General features: G+C 37.6%; 22 protein-coding genes. 12 read left to right on the top strand and 10 right to left on the bottom strand.

Going from position 1 to position 20898, the window contains the following annotated elements; all coding sequences use genetic code 11:
- Positions 1-12: 12 nt before the first annotated feature.
- The gene (locus tag SOLCA_RS23265) at positions 13-171 is read right to left on the bottom strand and encodes a hypothetical protein (RefSeq protein ID WP_014681877.1); all 159 of its coding nucleotides are present in this window, start codon (positions 169-171) and stop codon (positions 13-15) included.
- A gap of 46 nt (positions 172-217) precedes the next feature.
- On the opposite strand from SOLCA_RS23265, the gene SOLCA_RS17880 reads away from it, so the two are divergent.
- The 6 genes from SOLCA_RS17880 to SOLCA_RS17855 all read left to right on the top strand — a co-directional run bounded on the left by SOLCA_RS17880 (position 218) and on the right by SOLCA_RS17855 (position 5753).
- Positions 218-1033 (top strand): hypothetical protein, encoded by an 816-nt coding sequence (locus SOLCA_RS17880; RefSeq protein ID WP_014681876.1) that lies wholly within the window; start codon positions 218-220, stop codon positions 1031-1033.
- 61 nt (positions 1034-1094) lie between these two features.
- Positions 1095-1985 (top strand): hypothetical protein, encoded by an 891-nt coding sequence (locus SOLCA_RS17875; RefSeq protein ID WP_014681875.1) that lies wholly within the window; start codon positions 1095-1097, stop codon positions 1983-1985.
- Positions 1986-2002: 17 nt separating this feature from the next.
- The gene (locus SOLCA_RS17870; RefSeq protein ID WP_014681874.1) at positions 2003-2854 is read left to right on the top strand and encodes a hypothetical protein; all 852 of its coding nucleotides are present in this window, start codon (positions 2003-2005) and stop codon (positions 2852-2854) included.
- Between the two features lie 129 nt (positions 2855-2983).
- A complete protein-coding gene (locus SOLCA_RS17865) occupies positions 2984-3841 on the top strand; it encodes a hypothetical protein (protein WP_014681873.1) in 858 nt (285 codons plus the stop codon).
- A gap of 17 nt (positions 3842-3858) precedes the next feature.
- Positions 3859-4806, top strand: coding sequence for a hypothetical protein (locus SOLCA_RS17860; RefSeq protein WP_014681872.1), 948 nt, complete (start codon positions 3859-3861; stop codon positions 4804-4806).
- Positions 4807-4814: 8 nt separating this feature from the next.
- Positions 4815-5753: a hypothetical protein gene (locus SOLCA_RS17855; RefSeq protein ID WP_014681871.1), complete on the top strand. Its 939-nt coding sequence runs from the start codon at positions 4815-4817 to the stop codon at positions 5751-5753.
- Between the two features lie 139 nt (positions 5754-5892).
- Here the strand turns inward: SOLCA_RS17855 and SOLCA_RS17850 are convergent, their stop codons facing one another.
- Positions 5893-7389, bottom strand: coding sequence for a catalase (locus SOLCA_RS17850; RefSeq protein ID WP_014681870.1), 1497 nt, complete (start codon positions 7387-7389; stop codon positions 5893-5895).
- A gap of 167 nt (positions 7390-7556) precedes the next feature.
- Between SOLCA_RS17850 and SOLCA_RS17845 the strand changes: the two genes are divergently transcribed.
- The 5 genes from SOLCA_RS17845 (at position 7557) to SOLCA_RS22930 (ending at position 13336) form a co-directional block, all read left to right on the top strand.
- Entirely contained in the window at positions 7557-8501 is a 945-nt protein-coding gene (locus tag SOLCA_RS17845; protein ID WP_014681869.1) for a hydrogen peroxide-inducible genes activator, read from the top strand.
- 42 nt (positions 8502-8543) lie between these two features.
- Complete coding sequence (locus SOLCA_RS17840) at positions 8544-9185, top strand: rhomboid family intramembrane serine protease (protein ID WP_014681868.1); 642 nt, start codon at positions 8544-8546, stop codon at positions 9183-9185.
- 164 nt (positions 9186-9349) lie between these two features.
- A complete protein-coding gene (locus tag SOLCA_RS17835; RefSeq protein WP_014681867.1) occupies positions 9350-10807 on the top strand; it encodes a PhoX family protein in 1458 nt (485 codons plus the stop codon).
- A gap of 65 nt (positions 10808-10872) precedes the next feature.
- The gene (locus SOLCA_RS17830; protein ID WP_014681866.1) at positions 10873-12711 is read left to right on the top strand and encodes a cytochrome-c peroxidase; all 1839 of its coding nucleotides are present in this window, start codon (positions 10873-10875) and stop codon (positions 12709-12711) included.
- 76 nt (positions 12712-12787) lie between these two features.
- Positions 12788-13336 (top strand): hypothetical protein, encoded by a 549-nt coding sequence (locus tag SOLCA_RS22930; protein ID WP_014681865.1) that lies wholly within the window; start codon positions 12788-12790, stop codon positions 13334-13336.
- Positions 13337-13479: 143 nt separating this feature from the next.
- Here SOLCA_RS22930 and SOLCA_RS17820 read toward each other — a convergent pair whose 3' ends face one another.
- From SOLCA_RS17820 to SOLCA_RS17785, 8 genes are all read right to left on the bottom strand, one after another.
- On the bottom strand, positions 13480-13896 hold the full coding sequence (locus SOLCA_RS17820) for an arsenate reductase ArsC (protein WP_014681864.1): 417 nt from the start codon (positions 13894-13896) through the stop codon (positions 13480-13482).
- A complete protein-coding gene (gene arsB / locus SOLCA_RS17815) occupies positions 13893-14945 on the bottom strand; it encodes an ACR3 family arsenite efflux transporter (protein ID WP_014681863.1) in 1053 nt (350 codons plus the stop codon). The genes SOLCA_RS17820 and arsB overlap by 4 nt, the downstream gene beginning before the upstream one ends.
- A gap of 6 nt (positions 14946-14951) precedes the next feature.
- On the bottom strand, positions 14952-15446 hold the full coding sequence (locus tag SOLCA_RS17810; protein ID WP_014681862.1) for a GNAT family N-acetyltransferase: 495 nt from the start codon (positions 15444-15446) through the stop codon (positions 14952-14954).
- Between the two features lie 12 nt (positions 15447-15458).
- Positions 15459-16298 (bottom strand): arsenite methyltransferase, encoded by an 840-nt coding sequence (locus SOLCA_RS17805; protein ID WP_014681861.1) that lies wholly within the window; start codon positions 16296-16298, stop codon positions 15459-15461.
- A gap of 45 nt (positions 16299-16343) precedes the next feature.
- Positions 16344-16529: a hypothetical protein gene (locus SOLCA_RS23260; RefSeq protein WP_014681860.1), complete on the bottom strand. Its 186-nt coding sequence runs from the start codon at positions 16527-16529 to the stop codon at positions 16344-16346.
- Between the two features lie 57 nt (positions 16530-16586).
- On the bottom strand, positions 16587-16916 hold the full coding sequence (locus SOLCA_RS17800; protein ID WP_014681859.1) for an ArsR/SmtB family transcription factor: 330 nt from the start codon (positions 16914-16916) through the stop codon (positions 16587-16589).
- A gap of 515 nt (positions 16917-17431) precedes the next feature.
- Positions 17432-18412: a hypothetical protein gene (locus SOLCA_RS17790; protein ID WP_014681858.1), complete on the bottom strand. Its 981-nt coding sequence runs from the start codon at positions 18410-18412 to the stop codon at positions 17432-17434.
- An 82-nt stretch (positions 18413-18494) separates the two neighbouring features.
- Positions 18495-19628 (bottom strand): hypothetical protein, encoded by a 1134-nt coding sequence (locus tag SOLCA_RS17785; protein WP_014681857.1) that lies wholly within the window; start codon positions 19626-19628, stop codon positions 18495-18497.
- Between the two features lie 87 nt (positions 19629-19715).
- On the opposite strand from SOLCA_RS17785, the gene SOLCA_RS17780 reads away from it, so the two are divergent.
- Positions 19716-20729 carry a dipeptide epimerase gene (locus tag SOLCA_RS17780; RefSeq protein ID WP_014681856.1) on the top strand — a complete coding sequence of 338 codons (1014 nt, stop codon included), beginning with the start codon at positions 19716-19718 and terminating at the stop codon, positions 20727-20729.
- Positions 20730-20898: the final 169 nt, after the last annotated feature.

Here is a 20898-nt window from a genome sequence, read left to right as displayed (position 1 = left end):
AATGCGCTCTATCTACCTTATAGCTTCTGCTATTTTATTTGTTGGCTGCCACGATAATCGTAAAGAACCTACCGCGATATGGAAAAAGTCTCCTAATTTCTCCCAACTAGAATAATAAAAGGCCATTGCACGTTCCTTAAAATCTGTTAATGTGCCATTAGCCTTTAGCATTTAGCACCAATTTGAAAAGTAATAATTATACATCTATAAATCTTTTATGAAAAAACACTTTTTCCACTTCATGATTTTATCTCTTTTCTGTACAAGCTGCCAGAAAGAAATGGATTGGCTTACTTCTGGCGGTTCCGGTAATAATACATCGAATGTTATAACACAAGACACCCTTTATTTACCTGTTAAAATCATTATTGATGCTCAAACGTATGATCTCAGCTACAAGGATAGTATCGGAAATTTAAGTAGTATAAAATCCTCATGGTCTACTTTGCTATTTTTTTATAACAGTAATAATGAAATAGTAAAAGTTCAGTTAAAGGGCAATGGCGACTCTACTTTATTTTCAGAATACCTTATCACTTATAAAGACAACAAACCGTGGAAGTTTGCAAATGGCTATGAAGTAGGAAGGTTTAGTTACTATAGCAACTATACACAGATAGAAGGGGTAATGCATCCTGTTTTTGGCGATACATTAGTCCGTAAGTTTCATTATAATGATAGTACATTGTATGCTTATAATTACTTAAATCAATATGAGACAGGTGGAAATAACAACTATGTAAGTGATGCTAAGAACTACTGGGCAAAGGATATAAAAAATAAAGAATTGCTTGGTCAAGCCGTGCAATTTTTTGAAGTACTTCCTGCCCAAAAAGATATCTCTTCAGCATCTTATCTTGATAATCTAAGCCATAATCCCATTATCATATCAACAAACTACGTTAATAAGACTTACAACGTAGCGGGATATCCAACCTATTGGGAAAAGGAGTCTGTTTTTTATGAAGGAGAATATGTTTCTCCCCAGCCTACGATTACAACGCACGTTTATTACAGAAAAGTGATTAATTAAAATTTATACTATGTATCATGTCTAGTGGATAAATAGAAATCAAATTTAACCTCTAAATACTATGAAAACTTACGCTCTCTATCTCCTAATTCTATGTTTTTCTGTCATCGGATGTCAAAAAGATATAGCCGAAAATGAAGCTGATCTAGCAGCTAAAAAAGACAAGGATTGTAAATGTAAGATTTTGTATCTGCCTGTTAAAAGAACGCTTGAAGATACAACAGCTTTAGTAATGCGCTTTGAATATCATGACAAGGTGGGCAATTTAAGTTTAATACGAATGGGTAAGGATGGTGGCCCGTATCTTAAAGTTTACTACAATGATAAAACCGAAATTACCAAAGTTGAATACTTTGAATGGTATGGTTTACGCTATGAGTATTTAATTACTTATAAAAACAATAAAATTTACAAGTGTAAAAAATATGAACTAAAAAATGGAAGTTCAGAATTTCAGCTTGAATGGACGCTAGATTGGAATAAAGATGCATTAAAAGAAGTTATTGAAACAAATATTATTGAACCGACTTATGGCGCTCAGCAGAAATATCAATACTTAAATCCTAAGGAACCCAACAAAATACTCAGTTGGAGTGTAGTTCACCCATGGAATAGTATTAATGCCTTGTATGAAACGAATGAGAAAAATTATTGGGCAAAAGATATCAAGAATAAGGAATTGTATTTTTTGATCTTCTCAGATCCTAGCGGAAATGTTAATCCAGCACGAATAGTTCCTTCGCAAAAAGAAATCAACAATATGTCATCTTTCAGGCGTTCCATAGACTTCACATACGATACAATTCGAGTACTTGAAGCGGAATACAATGAACATGATTATCCTATTCGAACTGTTCAGGAGCAAGCCATTCATTGGGAAGGCGATGGATGGTTTTATGAGAAGTATAATTCCACTATCAAAACATTCTATGAAAAGATAATCGTCAAATAATTTGGGTTACAACAACTATGAAAACTTACGCTCTCTATCTACTGATGCTATGTTTTTCTGTCATGGGATGTCAGAAGGATATAGGTGAAAGTGATGCTGAGTTAGCAGCTAAAAATGATAAGGATGGTAAATACAACAAAGAACGCTATTTGCCTGTAATGATAGTTGATAGCAGTTTAGACAATTCTTTAGTAGACACCATTCGAATCAGCTATCATGACAACAATGGCAATATTTCTTGTGTAACGTCAAGCAGAAGAAACGGAGTTATTAAATTTCATTATAACAGTGATAATGAACTCCATCGAGTGGATTATTATGACAAGGGCTATTATTTAATTACCAATAAAGAGGGTAAATTAGCTAAATGTTCTTTCTTCAGAACTAATAGACCTAGCATTCCTTATTTTGATTTAATCTTTAATTCTACTGAAAATGATACCATTGTAGTTCTGGAAAGATTCTATGATGCTACAGAATTTAGACCCAGGTATTTTCTTTATGAAGATATTAATAATGCTAAAGCATTAGCTCGTAGTTACAAAGATGATGCAGGCTGGGGATATTATTATGATTTCATCAGTAATGATAAAAACTATTGGGCCAAAGATGTAAAATCGAAGGAGCTTTTATCCTATATAAGTATTTCAGAGCTAATGGATATTTTTCCTACAAAAAATAACATTATAAGTATACAGCAAGTTGATTTTGTATTGGATAAGCGTGCCAGTTATTCCGAAATACAGTACAATGATGCAAATTATCCGATTTTCCTCAAGAGTTCAATGGTAGCAACTTTAGATGCTAGTGGTCCACAATATTATAATGATCAACGCAAAATCTATTATCAAAAAATAGTAAGCAATTAACGCAACGTCCAGATTTCCGAAAAAAGAATTACCTACCGGAAGATTGTTGTAAAGAAATAAAGTCAAAGATTAACTTTTATACAAAAAATAATGAAGTATGTAATATCACTAATTCTAATCTCTAATTCTATGAAAACGTACGCTCTTTATCTACTAATGTTATGTTTTTCTGTCATTGGATGTCAGAAAGATATAGGTGAAACGGAAGCTGAATTAGCAGCAAAAAAAGACAAGAATTGTAAATGTAAAAAGGACCGCTACCTGCCATTAGTTTATAAAAATTCACAATGGGACTCTCTATCTTTTTACTACAAGGATGATCTAGGCAATTTAGACCGAATAATTTGGGGGCGATATGAATTTCGTTTTACCTACAATGGAAATAAAGAGGTTGATAACATCAAGTTCTATAGTAGGAATCAATTGTCTATAGAATATAGGTTTTCTTATAACAAAAAAGAAGTATGTGCTTTTACTGAAATCAACTATGTAGGTAACGAAGTAATAGATTATAAAATAAAGCGACAAAATGGACGATTAAGTGAGATATACTTCAATTATAATATCAATGGAGCATCCAATGACACTGCATGGTTTCATTATAATTCAAATAATGTGTTGGATCATTACTTTGTTGGGGGTGGCAATGACTATGACAAGGCGTCTTTAATTTTTAGTTTTAACACTAATGCTAACAAGTACTGGGCAAATGATATTAAAAGCAAAGAGTTACTGTTCCTTACGGGTATAATAGACATTCCTTGGATATATCCAGTTGAAAATGATATAACAAATCTTTCTATAAGTGATAATCGTCGAATCGAACGAGAGAGTAGACACTTGTCTTATCATAACACCATCTATAACCCATCCGGCTTTCCATTATATTCTCATAAAAAGATGGAGTATTATAGTGATATGTCCGGAACATTGACTGATAGTACTGATGTTAATATTACCTATAAAAAAGTTAATTCTAATCACTAATTCTAATCACTAATTCTATGAAAACTTACACTCTCTACCTACTAATTCTATGTCTTGCTGTCATTGGATGTCAGAAAGATATAATAGGTGAAAATGATCCCGTACTTAAGACAACAGAAAACACAAATCTGAAATATTTGCCAGTTGAACTGGTTATCCTGTATGATGAACAGGAAAATGCTGATTCTGCAAAAATTGCTTTTTCATATTATAATGATGAGGGAGATTTAGCATCTATCAGTGAAAACTATTATTTTCCTTCAGGGCAGTCAAACGACACACATCACTTTACTTATCAAAACAATAAGTTGCACACTGTTGGTAGAGAAGGTGAATATATTGAATTATCGGGTCCTTCTGTACACAAATTTAATTTTAATGGCGATAAAGCTAGTGGCTACGAGACAGGCCATTGGGCTGATTACGTAGATCCCTTCTGGCCCACAATGCCGCCGGATGAAAATGGAGAATATCCTCCGGCTCCCATTTATTGGGACGTAGAATTTTCAGACGGCATTACAACAATTGCATGGAGCAACAATAAGTTAGCATTTCTTCAAAATCAATACGGCAAATTAACCTTTAATTATGACAATGAACTTTTAACATCTATTCAGCCTGAGAGTGGAAGTTCATTTGAGATGCAATTTGGTACTAAAACTTACACTTATGAGAACAAAAGCTATTGGGCTAAAAACATAAAGAATAAGGATGTTTTAATATTGCTCTTTAGGATATTTGATCCGGTAGAACAAAACCCAACAAAGATATGTGTTAAATGGAGGGGTAACAATAATACTGAGGTTCTAGGGACTAATGACTACACGAGTACGTACAATGAGGATGGTTATCCGATTGAAATTTGTGAAACATATTCTGGTGTCAGGTATAATACCAATGAACCGATTACAATTAATACTACCTATAAAATCAAATATATAACTATCCCTCAATCTAACGAATAGCTAAAGCAATGAAAACTTACGCTCTCTATCTACTAATGCTATGTTTTTCTGTCATTGGCTGTCAGAAAGATATCCCCTCAGAAAATGATCCTGCACTTAAGAAAGGGAAAACAAATCTCAAGTATCTACCAACAGAGATGACTTTATTCCCCGAGAGTGAGGAGGGGGTTGATTCAACTAAGTTATTTTTTTCCTATTTAAATGATGAGGGAGATTTGTCCTCAATTGATATTTCCTCCTATTTCGATTCCAGAGTGTCATTTTATGGGTACACATTCGATTATAAAAGCAACAAGTTGCATACTGTTAACACAACAGATCAGGGAAGTGATCTTTGGGGGCCACCGATATATACATTTAGTTTTAATACTGATAAGGCGAGCGGTTATCGAACGGAAAACTTGGCTGGTTACGTAGACCCATTCTGGCCAACTGTGCCTCCTGACGAAAATGGAGAATATCCTCCAGCTCCTATCTATTGGGACTTAGTACTTTCAGATAGTACGGAATTTGTTTGGAGCAATAACAGGTTAATATCATTTAAAAATCATATAGGAAAATTAAACTTTAGCTATGTGAATGGTGACTTAGCTTCTATAAATCCGGAAAGTCCCAGCTCATTCGAACTTATGGGGGCCACAACGTATACCTATGACAACAAAAACTATTGGGGCAAAAACATAAAGAATAAAGATATTTTAATGCTAATACTTTCTTCAATACTACATCCAATTGACAGTAATCCATCAAAAATTTGTATTAAGAAAAAGGATAGTTATGATGTTGAAATTTTAGAAACATTCGATTATAAAGGTAAATTCAACGAGGATGGTTATCCGACTGAAATTTGTGAAACCCGTTCTGGTATTAGATTTAATACACATGAAGCGTTTAAAAACAAGATTACTTACAAAATCAAATACAAAACTATTCCTCAACTTAACTAATAGCTGGTCCAGTTTTGAAAATGCTAATGAATATAGAACCTCCTTATCTACACTTAAATGCAAAATAATCGAATAATACAAAAAAGAGGAGCCCCGAAAGGCTCCTCTTAACTAACACAACCTATTATTTAGTATCGGACTAATTACTTGCTTCTGTTTTAGGCATCATCGCTGAAACATCAACACCTAAGCCGATTGCTATACCTGCACCTAATTGTGGGTCGGCACGGAACCAATGACAAAGCTGACGGTTAATGATGTCCAATCGTTTTGGACCGTCAATGCCACTCATGGCGCCAACAATATTGCTAATGGTATTTTTCTTAGCTTCGTCCGTCATCAAACGGAACAGATTTCCTGGTTGAGTGAAATGATCATCATCGCCAGGGGCGTTACGATCGTACCAGTCGGCAACGTTAGATTCCAACTCCCAAGCAGGTTCTTTATAACTTGGATCAGCAACAATGTTATCAAAGCTATTAGGGAAATAGTTAGGAGCACCTCCTCCGTTTCCATCCACACGCATAGAACCGTCACGTTGGTAATTGTTCACTGCAAACGGACAACGATTGACAGGCAACTGCTCGTAATTGGTTCCTAAACGATAACGATGGGCATCCGGATAGGATAGAATACGGCCCTGCAACATTTTATCCGGAGAATAACTAATTCCGTCGACCACATGTGCAGGAGCAAATGCTGATTGCTCTACGTGGGCAAAATAGTTATCTGGGTTTTGGTTAAGTTCCAGTACTCCAACCTCAATTAACGGATAGTCGCCATGAGGCCAAACCTTGGTCAAGTCAAATGGATTCCAACGGAATGTCTTTGCCTGTTCCTGAGTCATGATCTGAATCTTCAATTTCCATTTTGGAAAATCGCCATTTTCAATTGCATGAACCAAGTCTCGCTGGGCAAAATCCGGATCTTCACCTTTCATCTTCACGGCTTCATCATTGATGAAGTTTTTAATACCCTGCTCCGTTTTAAAGTGAAATTTTACCCAAAAACGTTCATTGTCTTTATTGATAAAAGAGAATGTATGGCTCCCAAATCCATCCATGTGGCGATAACCATAAGGAGTGCCACGATCAGACATTAGGATTAATACCTGATGTAAGCTCTCCGGATTCAGCGACCAGAAATCCCACATCATAGTAGCGCTTTTGCAGTTGGTAAACGGATCACGCTTTTGTGTATGGATAAAGTCACCAAACTTTTTGGGATCCTTTATGAAAAATACTGGAGTATTGTTTCCAACCAAGTCGTAGTTGCCATCTTCGGTATAAAATTTAAGTGCAAATCCGCGTGGATCTCGTTCAGTATCTGCCGATCCTTTCTCGCCTCCAACGGTTGAGAAGCGGAGAAATACTTTGGTTTGTTTTCCAATGCCATTGAAAACTTTAGCTTTTGTGTATTTAGAAATATCATTAGTAACTGTAAAAGTGCCATAGGCGCCCGAGCCTTTGGCGTGCACTACACGCTCCGGTATACGCTCACGATTAAAATGCGCCATTTTCTCATGTAAGATGAAATCCTGGATTAAAATCGGACCGCGTGGACCAACGGTTTGGGTGTTTTCATTTTCGACAAACGGTCGACCCGATGCAGTGGTTAATTTCTTTTTTTCTTCCATGGCTTATCTGATTATTAGATTTTCGTGTTGATTATAAGATGTTAATTATGAATGTTTTTCATTCATTAATTTACTCATTATTTCCAAAGTTATTCCTATGTGCTGTATAAATCAAATTGATTGTTTTTATAACGCAATAGATAAATTCTATTAACTTTGCTATTGAAATGACACTTACACAGTTAGAATACATAGTAGCAGTAGACACCTTCAGACATTTTGCAACCGCTGCAGATAATTGCTTCGTAACGCAGCCTACATTAAGCATGCAAATACAAAAGCTGGAAGAGGAACTGGGAATAAGATTATTTGACCGGAGTAAACAACCGGTATTGCCTACCGAAGCAGGAAAAGAAGTAATAGCTCAGGCAAGAGTGATTTTGCAGGAATCAGCGCGATTGAAAGAAATCGTTAAAAATAAGGTTGGTGAGATTGAAGGCCATTTACGATTAGGAATTATTCCAACCCTGGCCCCTTACCTGCTGCCTTTGTTTTTAAATTCATTCCTTGAAAAATATCCTAAAGTTAAGATCAGTGTTTGGGAAGAAACCACCGAAAATATCGTAGATCATTTAAAGCATAACCGCTTAGATGCCGGAATTTTGGTTACTCCCTTAAATGATGGCAGCATTTATGAATATCCGTTGTTTTATGAAGAATTGGTGGTATATGTTTCTAAGGCCAATGAGCTCATGAATAAACAATATGTTTTAGCTGATGATATCGATATAAAGAAACTTTGGCTATTACAGGAAAGTCATTGTATGCGCTCACAGATCATGAATTTGTGTCATTTACATAATCAGCTAAAAGAGGATAACAATTTTGAATACGAGGCCGGTAGTATTGAAACCCTGAAAAAGATGGTGGAGCTTAACAACGGAATTACCATTTTACCAGAGTTAGCTGTAAATGATCTGTCGGAAGAAAAGAAAGCCCAAGTAAGAAACTTTAGTGGTCCTGTGCCAGTAAGGGAGGTGAGTGCAGTAACACACCGGACTTATGTAAAAAAACGATTGATTGATGCCTTAATGGCTGAGATAAATAAGGTGGTTCCTGAACACATGCTTCAGCGTGAACATTTAAATGTTGTTCCCATTAATCAGTCCTGATTTCGTTCAAAACAACTATCTTAGGCCCCTTTAATAGTAGATATGCAGGAAGCACTTCAGAATACGCCTGTGGCGTCAATAATTTTTGCCTTTACCTTACTTACCAGTGGTTACGCTTTGTATTTCAATCATGATGTTAATTATGCATTAAGTCTCCATCCTTATAGTATTAAAAGAGGAAGTAGGTACTATACCATTCTAACAAGCGGTTTTGTGCACGGCGATTTTTGGCACTTACTGTTTAATATGATGACGTTCTACTTTTTTGCCTTTCCGTTAGAAACCATATTTGTAATGGCAAAAGGGCCAATGGGGCATTGGTTGTTTGCAGGCTTGTACCTGGTATCATTGGTGCTTAGTGATATTTCATCCATCATAAAACATAAGAACAATTTTCAATACTATAGTTTAGGTGCCTCAGGAGCCATTGCAGCTGTACTTTTTAGCATGATTATGTTTATGCCCCAAATGAAGATCAGCATGATGTTTATACCAATCGGTATTCCGGCCTTTATTTTTGGTCCGCTTTATCTGGCCTACTGTGTGTACGCATCTAAAAATCAGCAGGACAACGTAAATCACGATGCTCACTTTTATGGAGCTTTAACCGGAGTGGTATTCACTATCCTGACGTTCCCTGGTGTTTTATCACATTTCATAAGTTCACTTCTCGGAGGAGAATAAGCTGAATAAGAGTAATACAAGAGCCGGTTCTTCAACCGGCTTTTTTTGTTTTTAGTACATCCTATTTGTAATGATTACAAATTATTCATTAACAGTAATTTAAAGGCGGGCTAAAACCAAGGTTATATTGGGCTGCTAGTTTCGTGGCAGAAAATAATTACCTGATGAACAAGTTTACAAAACTCAGCCTACTATCAGCAGCAGTTTGCTTTGGAGTTACTGCTTGCAAAAATGATGACACAAAGAAAGAGACACCTGAAATAAGTAAAGTGGTATTAAAAAATCACTCCACTACTCCGGTTTTTCTTAAGAAACTTTCTGGCTTCGAAAAGATCGAAGCATATACTTTAATCAGCAGCGCCGATGAATTTACCAATTATCGCTTCGGTGGTTCAGCAGATGGTGTTGGGATGATTAAAAATCCTAATGGCGGATATGTTATGTTTGTAAATAACGAAGATAATTATGCCGTTTCTCGCGTAGAGTTTGATGAAACATTGAAACCTGTAAAAGGCTCTTATGCGTTAAACTCTGATGGCGGACAATGGAGACTTTGTTCGGGTACAATGGTTACTCCGGAAGAACATGGTTTTGGCCCGTATTATTTCTCTGTGGGAGAAAGCAATGTAGAGGCAATGACTCATAAAATCGACCCTTTCCAAAGTACCGTTTTGCCTAACAGCACCAGCCGTGGAATTCCTGCTTTAGGTCATTGGAGTGGTGAAAACTCTGTGCCATTGAACAAGAACGCTTATCCTGGTAAAACAGTAATTGTAATGGGCGAAGATGCTTCTGATGCTACAGGTGGACAGGTTGCAATGTATGTAGCTAATACCGGTGATCTTACTTCCGGCTCATTGTACATGCTTAAGCGTGTTGATGGTGTTCAAAAAGAAACCGACATGACCGTTGGAAAGCAATATGATGTTGAGTTTGCAAAAATTGATAACCATTTAAACCTTACCGGAGCACAAATCCAGGAATTAGTTAATCCGTTAAAGGCAATCAAATTTGGTCGTGTAGAGGATGTTGATTATCGCAAGGGAAGTGCAGCAAATGCACACGAAGTATATTTTAACGTAACAGGACAAGATGCAAGCGGCGATAACGCTGATCATTCTCGTACTGTTTGGGGCCGTGTTTATAAAATTACTTTAGATGCTTCAAATCCATTAAAGGGTAAGCTTGAAGTTATTCTGGATGGAGACGATAAAACGGGACCAGCTAAAGAATTCCAAAATCCTGACAATATCTGCGTTACTCAAAACTATGTGTACGTTCAGGAAGATTCGAACGGTTATGGAACCGAAACACATGATGCTTATATCTATCAATACAATATCGCAACTAAAGAACTTAAAAAAGTATTTGAACTAGACCATCACCGTACAGCTCCTGATGCCGCGACTTACAATGTAAACGGATTGTCAAAGTTTGGTGATTGGGAATACGGAGGTTTAATCGATGTCTCAGATGTAATCGGTATTCCGGATTCATTTGTTCTTTGTATTCAGCCGCATACCTGGAAAGACGATAAATTTGCAGGAGTTGATGGCGGAAGCAAACGTAAAACAGAAAAACAGGGTAGTGAAGTTGTTATTTTAAAAGGACTTCCTCGTTAGTAATTCTTTCAATATAAAGTTTAAACCCTCCGAGCCAAGGCCGGAGGGTTTTTAAATTTTCCATCATGCAAAAAATCATTGTTATTGTATTGTTATCTGCAATTGTCGGATGTTTTCAGGCTTGTTTTAAAAAAGAAAACATAGAGCAAGATGTCAGGGAGCAGTATCTTACTGATATCGACAGTTTACGTTCGTCGATAGCAGTGCTTGAAGAAAATACCAGGATTGGTGTTGATGAACAGACCCTTCAACAGAATTTACGTGCAGCACGTTTACGATATAAAAAGATCGAATATCTGGTTGAATACTTTAGTCCCTATACAGCCGATTTTATTAATGGAGCGCCATTGGATGAAATTGAAGTATATGATAATAAGGTCATTTCACCTGAAGGTTTTCAGGTAATCGAAGCCTATTTATTTCCTGTTTATGATAAATCTCGAAAAACCGAGTTAATAGCGCATGTTCATTCGTTACTAATGACAATGAACCGCTTAACAGAGCAGGCACAAACTACCCCGATAACTTCTCAGCATCTTTTTGATGCCATGCGCCTGGAGGTTTATCGAATCATAGCCATGGGTATTTCGGGGTTTGATACTCCTGAATCACAAAATTCAGTTTTGGAAGCAGCTGCGTCTATAAAAGGGATGCAACAGACTTTAGTACGTTATAAAAATAATGCAACCTGGGGCGACAAGGCAATAAAGTATCTTCAAAACAATGCCGATTTTAATTCTTTCGACAGAATGGTATTTATTACTCAGTTCGCAAATCACTTGTCAGAAGAATTACTTCAGCTACAATTAAATGAAGGGATAACACCGTTTAAAGCCCTTAGAGCAGTCAATACAAGTGCAAAAAATCTGTTTGTCCCAGAGGCTTTTGATGCTAACTTTTTTACAGCTGATTTTGAAGCACATTCATCAGCAGAAAAAGTAGCGTTAGGAAAGTTGTTGTTTTTCGATCCTGTATTATCCGGAAACGGAAACAGGGCATGTGTATCCTGTCATCAACCTGAAAAAGCTTTTTCTGATGGTTTGGAAAAAAGTATTGCTTTTGAGGGAAAAACCTCGATTGAAAGAAATGCACCTACTTTATTGAACGCAGGATTTCAAAAAGCTCAGTTTTACGATAGTCGTGTTGCAAATCTCGAAGATCAGGCGGCAGCCGTTATTAATAACAAGGCTGAATTGCATGGCTCTTTTGAAAAAACTGTTTTAAAACTGTCGGAAAGTAACGAGTATCAACAGCGTTTTGCTTCAGCATTTCCTCAAAAGAAACAACCTATATCTGATGAGACAATAAAAAATGCATTGGCCTCCTATATTCGGTCATTAAAAAGCTTTAACTCCCGTTTTGATCAATATGTTCGGGGAGATAAGTCGAAAATGAGTAAGCAGGAGATTGAAGGTTTCAATATTTTTATGGGAAAAGGGAAGTGTGGAACCTGTCACTTTGCTCCTTTATTTAATGGAACCGTACCGCCCAATTATGAAAAAAGCGAGTCGGAAGTTATTGGAGTTCCGGCTACCATTAAGCAAACCAGTATTGACAATGATTTAGGGAAGTACGGATTATTTGCTTACGAACAATACAAATTCTCTTTTAAAACGCCAACGATACGGAATGTTGAATTAACAGCTCCTTACATGCATAATGGTGTTTTTAAAACGCTTGAAGAAGTGGTTGATTTTTATGATAAAGGAGGAGCTGCTGGTATTGGTGCTGATCTGCCTTACTTAACCCTTCCTTTTGATAAGTTAAATTTATCAGCTCAGGAGAAAAGGAATCTGGTGGCTTTTATGAAAACACTTACAGATGTCCCATCGTCATCAGTTGTATCTGTAAAATTACCCCAACTTGCTAATAGCAAATTGAATAACCGAAAGGCACTTTATTAATCGGTAGTTGGTTGGGATTCATAAATAAGGATTAAAAAGATTTAATGCTTATTTTAACCTAAGTTTTCATCACAACATGACAAATAACCAGACGCTGGAAATTCCTAAAGTACATTTTGACAACAATGGTGATTTAGTAATCGTTGCATCGACAACGTCGTCCAAGGATGATTTTGATTTCTTTCAGGGGAAATGGAGTCTGAAAAATAGAAAACTAAAGTCGCGATTGGATAATTGTAATGAATGGGAGGAGTTTGAGTCAACTCAGGAAATGTACAAGATACTTAACGGTATTGGCAATATTGATAATTTTCTTGCCACTTTTGACGGACAACCTTTTGAAGGTATGTCCATGAGGCTCTTTAATCCTAAAACAAAATTATGGAGCATCTATTGGGCCGATTCTACTACAGGGAAACTCGACCCGCCAGTTCTTGGTTCATTTGAAGACAAGGTTGCTCATTTTTTTACTAAAGATACATTCAACGGCAAGGAGATATTGGTAGTCTTTCGCTGGGATGCAAGAAACAAACAAAATCCGGTTTGGAGTCAAGCGTTTTCTGATGACAACGGAGATTCTTGGGAATGGAATTGGTACATGTATTTCAGCAAATTCGATAAATAAATCGTCCGTTAACGTCAATATAAACTGGAATTTGGCGCATTCGGAGATCCTATAAAAATTGTTTGAGGTGTCTTCAAAGCAATACGATCTCCCGAACTTGCCGATAAGATTATGAAAAACAGCTAATCACAATTAGCATGCAATTACACCAGATTATTTTCAACAAATGTTTTCATGTAATTTTTGATCAGGTCGCGGGTGTGAATAAAAGCCTCCCTGTTTTGCTCATAATCACCAGGGAGCTTTGCCGGATCAGGGAAATTATGGTGAAACTTTATTGCTTTTGACGGAAACACAGGGCAACGTTCTTTTGCATTATCACAAACCGTAATCACAAAGTCAAAATCGATGGACTCATACTCGCTGACATTGTTACTGGTGTGATGGCTAATATCAATACCGTCTTCAGCCATTGCTTTAATAGCCTTTGGATTAACGCCATGTGTTTCTACTCCGGCGCTATATATTTCAGCCTTGCGGTTAGCAAAATGCTCAAGGTAGCCATGAGCCATTTGGCTTCTGCATGAATTTCCGGTACAAAGGACAAGTATTTTTTTCATCTTAGTTTTGTTGTAGCTTTTTCGAATTTATGTTGTTGTTTTAATGCAAAGTTGACTAATAGGATTAAGGCCGGGACTTCTATCAGCGGGCCTATTACAGCAGCAAAGGCAACTCCTGAGTTTATGCCAAATACTGCAATGGCTACAGCGATACCGAGTTCGAAATTGTTGCCGGCAGCGGTAAAAGCTAAAGAAGTGGACTTGGCATAGTCGGCTCCGGCTTTTTTGGAAAGGAAGAATGCGGAGAAAAACATAATTCCAAAGTATAGTAAAAGGGGGAGAGCAATTCGGAACACATCGCCAGGAATCTTGACAATAAGTTCGCCTTTTAAACTAAACATGATCGTTATGGTAAATAATAAAGCTATCAGTGTAATCGGACTGATTGCAGGAAGAAAAGTATGTTCATACCACTCTTTGCCTTTTAGTTTCATTAAAAAGGTTCTGGAAAGAAATCCGGCGATGAATGGAATTCCCAGATAGATAAAAACACTTTCAGCAATTTGTGCAATTTTTATATCAATAATTGCAGTTTGTACACCAACTAATGCCGGAAGTTTAGTGACGAATATCCAAGCAAATAAGCTGTAGAACAAAACTTGGAAAATACTGTTAAAAGCCACCAGTCCGGCTACATATTCTCGATCGCCCCCAGCCAGATCATTCCATACAATTACCATTGCGATACAACGGGCAATGCCGATCATTATTAATCCAATCATGTATTCAGGATAGTCTCTTAAAAAGATGACTGCGAGAATAAACATCAGGACCGGACCAATTACCCAATTTTGAAATAATGAAAGACCAAGGATTTTCTTGTTTTTGAAAACATCCGGAAGCTTATCATATCTCACTTTTGCTAATGGAGGGTACATCATTAGGATCAACCCAATTGCAATAGGAATATTCGTGGTCCCCGAGTTGAAACGGTTGATAAAGTTTGGAGTGTTAGGCATAAAATGACCAATTGTTACACCAATGGCCATCGCAAGGAATATCCACAAAGTAAGATACCTATCCAAAAATGATAATTTTTTCTTTTGCATAGGTATCTAATCTTGCGCGATAATGGAACTCCTGCGCTCTAGTAAAAGTGTGCTTCGCCAAATGCCATTCATTTTTCCAATGCGTTCACGGTAACCTACCTGCCTAAATCCGGCTTTTTCATGAAGTCTTACGCTGGCAATGTTTTCAGGGAAAATTCCGGCTTGCAATGTCCACAAACCATTTTGTTCACTTTTATTAATCAATTCATTCAAGAGTAATAAGCCGATTCCTTTACCTTGTGCTGCCGGACTAACGTAAACACTTACTTCAGCAACACCTGCATAAACGCACCGACCCGAAACCTTACTTAAGGCTGCCCAACCCAGAATTTTCCCATCTTCTTCCACTACAAAGCGGCATGTGAGCAAATGGTCTGCGTCCCATTCTTCCCAAGAGGGAGCAGCTTGTTGAAAAGTGGCATTACCAGTTGCAATGCCAGCTTCATAAATAGTTTTGACCGCATTCCAATGAATGGGAAGCATGTTGAGAATTTTTGACATAGTAATTTAGTTTTAGCAACAACCTGAACCTGGATTACAACTATAGTCAGGTTTCTCTGCGTATACGGTAATACTGTAAATGCCTGCTGCGCTGTTTTTAAATTCCTCAATTTCTGATGCAGATAAATAATTCTTTAAAATATCATCCGGAATAGTAATTACTTTTTCCTTTTGAATGGTGATCTTTTCAAATCCTGCTTCATCAATATACTTTAAGTAAAGATCTTTTTGGATCGCACCGGAAACACAACCAGCATACATTTTGGCTGTTTGCTTCATTTTCTTAGGTAATTCACCCGCTAATACAATATCCGAAATACTGAAATGTCCACCCGGTTTAAGCACACGATACATCTCTTTAATTACATTTTGTTTCTCCGGAACCAAGTTGAGCACGCAATTACTTACAATCACGTCCGCAACTGCTGAGGTTACAGGCATTTTCTCAATGTCTCCATAGCGAAACTCCACATTATTAAAACCTAATTTCTCCGCATTTTCCCTGGCTTTGTTAATCATCGCTTCCGTAAAATCAATACCGATTACTTTTCCTGTGTCTCCGGTAAGGCTGCGAGCCACAAAACAATCATTGCCGGCTCCAGAACCCAGATCAATTACGGTATCTCCCTTTTTGATTTTAGCAAACTCTGTAGGCAGGCCACACCCCAGACCTAAATCGGCATCGCTGTTGTACCCTTCGAGTTTAGTGTAATCTTCACTCATGATATTATAAACTTCGTCTGAGCAACAGCCCGAGCCGCAGCATGAACTCATATTGGTTTCTTTATCCTGAAGAGCAATCTCACTGTATTTCTCTTTTACCAGTTGTTTTAATTCTTCATTTGTTTTCATATCGTTATCAATTTTTGATTTCTATAAATTCTAGCTTTATTAGGATTAACAGCAGCTTTTATTGATTAGCTGCAAATCTGCATAAAGGTTCCTGAACGTTTCGGCATAGTGGTTCCAAATGGAACGAGACATGTAGCGGTTATTCGGTTGCGAACAACAAGCATTTTTTTGTTTTTCGTTTGCGTTGTTGTTTTCGGTTATCGACTGTTGGGTTCTTCTATTCGTTTTCATAATAAATATTAATTAATAGATTAATTGCAATATTGCGATAAATAAGATTAAATTTTTTTAACAGCAGTTTTTGGATGATTTTAAGTCGGTAAAAAGATTCTTAAACGTTTCTGCATAATGATTCCAAACCTCTTCATTAATACAGTAGCAAACGCTGGTGCCTTCAATAGTTCCCTGAATAATTCCCACCGCTTTTAATTCACGCAAATGTTGTGAGATGGTTGCTTGGGCCAAACCTATTTCAGTTACCAAGTCACCACAAATACACGCTTCAGTTTTAAGAAGTTGCTGTATAATAGCAATACGAGCCGGATGCGCCAATGCTTTCATCATTGTCGCCAGTTCGTTTTGCTCTTTGGTAAATATTTCTGTACGAGTAACTCCCATTTCTTTATTTATATATCGCAATATTACGATTAATAGTTTCAATTGTGCAAATTTTATTTAAAAAAGTTTTTACCCCTGACCCCTAAAGGGGAGTATTTATAAGTGAAAGCCGGGAAAATGATAGTGGTAGAGAAACAGGTTAGCTATTGACAGTAGTGTCAAAAATGCCTCGTTTGGGTATTCAGCCATGCTGTATTTTCTTTTGGTCGCTTTCCGCGAGACTTACTTTTTTCATGAAGTGTTTCATTTCAAAGGTATTCAAGAATGCTTCGCATGTTTTTCTGCAGCGAAAAAAAGTAAGCAAAAAACGCCGCCGCTGCGTACAGTTCTCCCGCAGTTTCTGCGAGGATTTAATTCAACTCTACCGAACTGTACAAGGCGGAGTTGAGCATATGGCTGAGTTACCTGTTAATTATTAACACTGATTAATGCAGTGAGTAGTTTTTTCAAGCGATATGAGTTCCCCTTTAGGGGTTAGGGGGAATTCTCCTTCGCGCCTTCGCGGTTAAATAAACTTAATAAGGTAACTCAACGGCAGTGTTAAACTCGCCATTTTCATGCGCTAAAAAGGTCATTGGATTCTCCGGATCCTTGTAAATCTCGAACATCACAAAACCCCAGGGTTTCCAGAAAGCTTCTAATACCTGCGAATAAGTTTTATTATTCCATTGATCAAATAAAGCTTTGCCCTCACCTCCATGTAAAGGCATTGCACTGATGGTATAAGATTTAGTAGTTTCTGAAGGAGGAATACTTACATACTGTGGGATACGATTAAACAAGTAAGCTGAATAGTAAAAACGGGCATTTAACTCCTGGAATTGAGCGGGATGCAATTCCTTGCCCTCAACCAATTCCAGAGCCGGGCGATGCAGGCGTTTGTTCTCACCGTTATCTTGCATACAAACAATGATGCCGAAGCCGTTCATTTGTAAAGAAGCAACCAGTGTGTTCATTTCATTACGGTAATCAAAACGATCTTCGCCTTGTTTTACCTTAAACACACTGACACTATAAGGAGTAAATTCTTCAAATTCGGTAGGAACAAAAAGCGATTGTAAAAACCGTAAATGGTTAGAAAATTTATTGATCAGTGTGGATGAAAAAGAAAGCGGTTCTCCGGCCGGTTTCTCCAGTAAGGCAATTTGGATCTCATTAAAGATAATGCCGTACATGATTTTCCCGAACCAGTAAAAAAGCTCCTGATCGGTTAACTGTTGCACAGTATCATAACCCGCCGTGAAAGCCGTTTCAATTTTCCGTTCAAATAAATCCAGTACATCTTGCTGCAGGCCCGGGCTTACGGGAACCTTTAACTTTCCGTACGTAGTATATTTTTCATTTAAATGACGAAAAGGTTTGTCTTGTAAGTCGAAACGATTTTGTAGCCACAGTGGAAAAACTGCTGTTTTTTGTTCTGTTGTAGCAAGCGTTTCGCCACTTAAGTAGCAAGTTTTATTACCGAAATTGAAATTATCGAATGGAGTATGAAGCACTTTTATAAATTAATATTGACCGCAAAAGTAAAAAAGTATTAACGATCTATTTAATGTTTAGTTTTCAGACTCCCCGGGTTTATTAATAATCTCTGTAAAACTGACTGATTTGCGCAGTAAAATCATCATACATGCGCTTGGTAAGCTCATCAAAGATAAACTGATATTGAGGAGGGTAAATCTCTTGTCGGCCGACTAACTCCTGGTTGGTTTTATCCAACGCGCGACCGTCGCCCTCGGATACAGCCCATGAATAAGTCCAGGGTTGATCTGCGTAGGCACGATTCGAATAAACAAACGCTCCGGTATGGTTATCTAAAATCTGATAAAATAACTCAGCTCTGGCAGTTACCGTTTTGGTATAAATCGTAACTTTTGCAGTTACGGTTTGCATAATTTCTTTGCCATCAGTTCCTCTTTTTCCGGTAGAAACCTCGCGATTATTGGTAATCGTTTGTTTGGTAATAAACGGGCGACTAAAATAGATAGATGGAAAACTCATCTGAATAACCTGATCAGGACGCTTAGAATTATAATTATAACCGGGAGAGGAACCATTTATGAAGTTGGTAAAGCTATTTGGCCTGTTCAACCGAAAAAGATAATTCGTCACCTGATTATAAAAAGGATTATAATTAAGTCCATACATCGGTTGAATATTCCCGAAGTCCTGAATAAAAACAGTGATGGTTGCTTCTTCCTTTGCTTGTTGAGCCAGCTTTAGTGCATCCTTATAACCTGGTGTTAACTGGTTGGCACGCATAAACTCACCATATGCCTGTTTTGAACCTTCGCGGGTGTTTAGCGCCATTGCCTGTTCTCCATAACTGTAACGCGCTTCTGTTGCATTAGCAGTTGCCTGTTTCTGCTCCGCTTTAAAGTCACGGTAATTCTCTTTGAACTTATCACAACAATTAACCGTTTGCAGTTGGTCATACATACTATTGATGGTGCTATAAGTAGCGGCCACCTTTTCGTAACGATAAGGATCAGTACTGGCCTCTTGCGCTTTAACCTGGTCCAATAAACGGGTAACGCCTTCTTTATATGAGGTACGTAAAATATCCTTCAACGGTTTGCTTTCGGGTTTGCTTCTCAGCTCTTTTACAGCTCTTTCGAAAGCGGAAATGTAGTCACCTTTTTCAAAAGATTTTTGAGCAGATCCACATCCAAACACGATGGCGGCAATAAATAAAATACAAATTGAAAATCTCATATAAATGTTAACTTGGCAGAACCATTATGTGCCGTAATTGCACAAATGTAACCATTAATTCGAATTTAAGAATTCTGCTAATTTTGTATGAAGTTAAGTTTTAAAGCAGTCGATTTACAGTTAAAATACCCTTTTACGATTGCTAATTTCTCGCGCACATCCACCCCTTTAATGATGACGACAATTGAGTATGATGGACTGAAAGGCTATGGAGAAGCCTCAATGCCACCCTATTTAGGAGAGTCTCATGAATCGGCAGCAAATTTCCTTTCAAAGATAGACTTGAATCAATTTTCATCACCCGAAAATCATGATGAAATCTTAGCTTATGTAGATGCTATAGCGCCGGGAAATCCTGCAGCAAAGGCTTCGGTAGATATTGCTTTGCATGACCTGTTGGGTAAGCTTAAAAACGAACCCTGCTATAAGATGTTCAATGCTGATCCGGCAACAATGCCGGCCACCAGTTGTACCATTGGTATTGATACGGCAGAAGTGGTGCGAAAGAAAGTGGCTGAAACAGCTCCCTTCCAGTTTTTGAAGGTGAAACTTGGCCGCGACAATGATAAAGAAATGATTGAAACCATCCGTTCGATGACGGATAAACCATTATACGTAGATGCTAACCAGGGATGGAAAGATAAACATGAAGCACTGGATATGATGCATTGGCTCGCAGAGCATGGTGTTGTATTTGTAGAACAGGCCATGCCTAAAACGATGGTGGATGAAAACGCCTGGCTAACTGAACATAGTCCGCTGCCAACCTTTGGCGACGAGGCGGTGCAGCGTTTTGCTGATGTTGATAGGGCGAAAGGTGTATATACCGGGGTTAATATTAAACTAATGAAATGCACCGGAATGTGGGAAGCCAGTAGAATGATTAAACGTGCCCGTGAGCTGGATTTGAAAATCATGATCGGCTGCATGAGCGAAACTTCCTGCGCTATTATGGCCGCTGCAGCTTTGGCACCGTTATGTGATTATGCTGATTTGGATGGTCCATGGTTAACGATTAATAAACCTTTATATGATCCGGAACTGGTGGAAGGGAAGATTGTGTTGCCAAATGAACCTGGGTTGGGATTGAGGTGGAGGTAACATGTAAACTATTCCGTACATCCAAATATTCATAACTTTTAGTAATCGATTTAAAGAGTTGATAGTTAGGTGAATATACACATGCTAAGCCGATTGTTTGGAAATGGATAGACGAAGTTTATAAAGCAGGGATGGACGAAATACCTACATTCGGATGTTGTGCGTCACT

Origin of the sequence: Solitalea canadensis DSM 3403, assembly GCF_000242635.2 — a bacterium.
GTDB classification, from domain to species: domain Bacteria; phylum Bacteroidota; class Bacteroidia; order Sphingobacteriales; family Sphingobacteriaceae; genus Solitalea; species Solitalea canadensis.
This window is presented reverse-complemented; position numbering and strand designations above follow the sequence as displayed.

Bases quoted from the DNA above. Each gene is read 5' to 3' on its own strand.
- SOLCA_RS17820 (WP_014681864.1), bottom strand. From the start codon at position 13,896: ATGAAAAAAATACTTGTCCTTTGTACCGGAAATTCATGCAGAAGCCAA.
- SOLCA_RS17855 (WP_014681871.1), top strand. From the start codon at position 4,815: ATGAAAACTTACGCTCTCTATCTACTAATGCTATGTTTTTCTGTCATT.
- SOLCA_RS17805 (WP_014681861.1), bottom strand. From the start codon at position 16,298: ATGAAAACAAATGAAGAATTAAAACAACTGGTAAAAGAGAAATACAGT.
- SOLCA_RS17785 (WP_014681857.1), bottom strand. From the start codon at position 19,628: ATGAGATTTTCAATTTGTATTTTATTTATTGCCGCCATCGTGTTTGGA.
- SOLCA_RS17880 (WP_014681876.1), top strand. From the start codon at position 218: ATGAAAAAACACTTTTTCCACTTCATGATTTTATCTCTTTTCTGTACA.
- SOLCA_RS17850 (WP_014681870.1), bottom strand. From the start codon at position 7,389: ATGGAAGAAAAAAAGAAATTAACCACTGCATCGGGTCGACCGTTTGTC.
- SOLCA_RS23265 (WP_014681877.1), bottom strand. From the start codon at position 171: ATGCTAAAGGCTAATGGCACATTAACAGATTTTAAGGAACGTGCAATG.
- SOLCA_RS17835 (WP_014681867.1), top strand. From the start codon at position 9,350: ATGAACAAGTTTACAAAACTCAGCCTACTATCAGCAGCAGTTTGCTTT.
- SOLCA_RS17810 (WP_014681862.1), bottom strand. From the start codon at position 15,446: ATGTCAAAAATTCTCAACATGCTTCCCATTCATTGGAATGCGGTCAAA.
- SOLCA_RS23260 (WP_014681860.1), bottom strand. From the start codon at position 16,529: ATGAAAACGAATAGAAGAACCCAACAGTCGATAACCGAAAACAACAAC.
- SOLCA_RS22930 (WP_014681865.1), top strand. From the start codon at position 12,788: ATGACAAATAACCAGACGCTGGAAATTCCTAAAGTACATTTTGACAAC.
- SOLCA_RS17845 (WP_014681869.1), top strand. From the start codon at position 7,557: ATGACACTTACACAGTTAGAATACATAGTAGCAGTAGACACCTTCAGA.
- SOLCA_RS17800 (WP_014681859.1), bottom strand. From the start codon at position 16,916: ATGGGAGTTACTCGTACAGAAATATTTACCAAAGAGCAAAACGAACTG.
- SOLCA_RS17875 (WP_014681875.1), top strand. From the start codon at position 1,095: ATGAAAACTTACGCTCTCTATCTCCTAATTCTATGTTTTTCTGTCATC.
- SOLCA_RS17870 (WP_014681874.1), top strand. From the start codon at position 2,003: ATGAAAACTTACGCTCTCTATCTACTGATGCTATGTTTTTCTGTCATG.
- SOLCA_RS17860 (WP_014681872.1), top strand. From the start codon at position 3,859: ATGAAAACTTACACTCTCTACCTACTAATTCTATGTCTTGCTGTCATT.
- arsB (WP_014681863.1), bottom strand. From the start codon at position 14,945: ATGCAAAAGAAAAAATTATCATTTTTGGATAGGTATCTTACTTTGTGG.
- SOLCA_RS17780 (WP_014681856.1), top strand. From the start codon at position 19,716: ATGAAGTTAAGTTTTAAAGCAGTCGATTTACAGTTAAAATACCCTTTT.
- SOLCA_RS17840 (WP_014681868.1), top strand. From the start codon at position 8,544: ATGCAGGAAGCACTTCAGAATACGCCTGTGGCGTCAATAATTTTTGCC.
- SOLCA_RS17830 (WP_014681866.1), top strand. From the start codon at position 10,873: ATGCAAAAAATCATTGTTATTGTATTGTTATCTGCAATTGTCGGATGT.
- SOLCA_RS17865 (WP_014681873.1), top strand. From the start codon at position 2,984: ATGAAAACGTACGCTCTTTATCTACTAATGTTATGTTTTTCTGTCATT.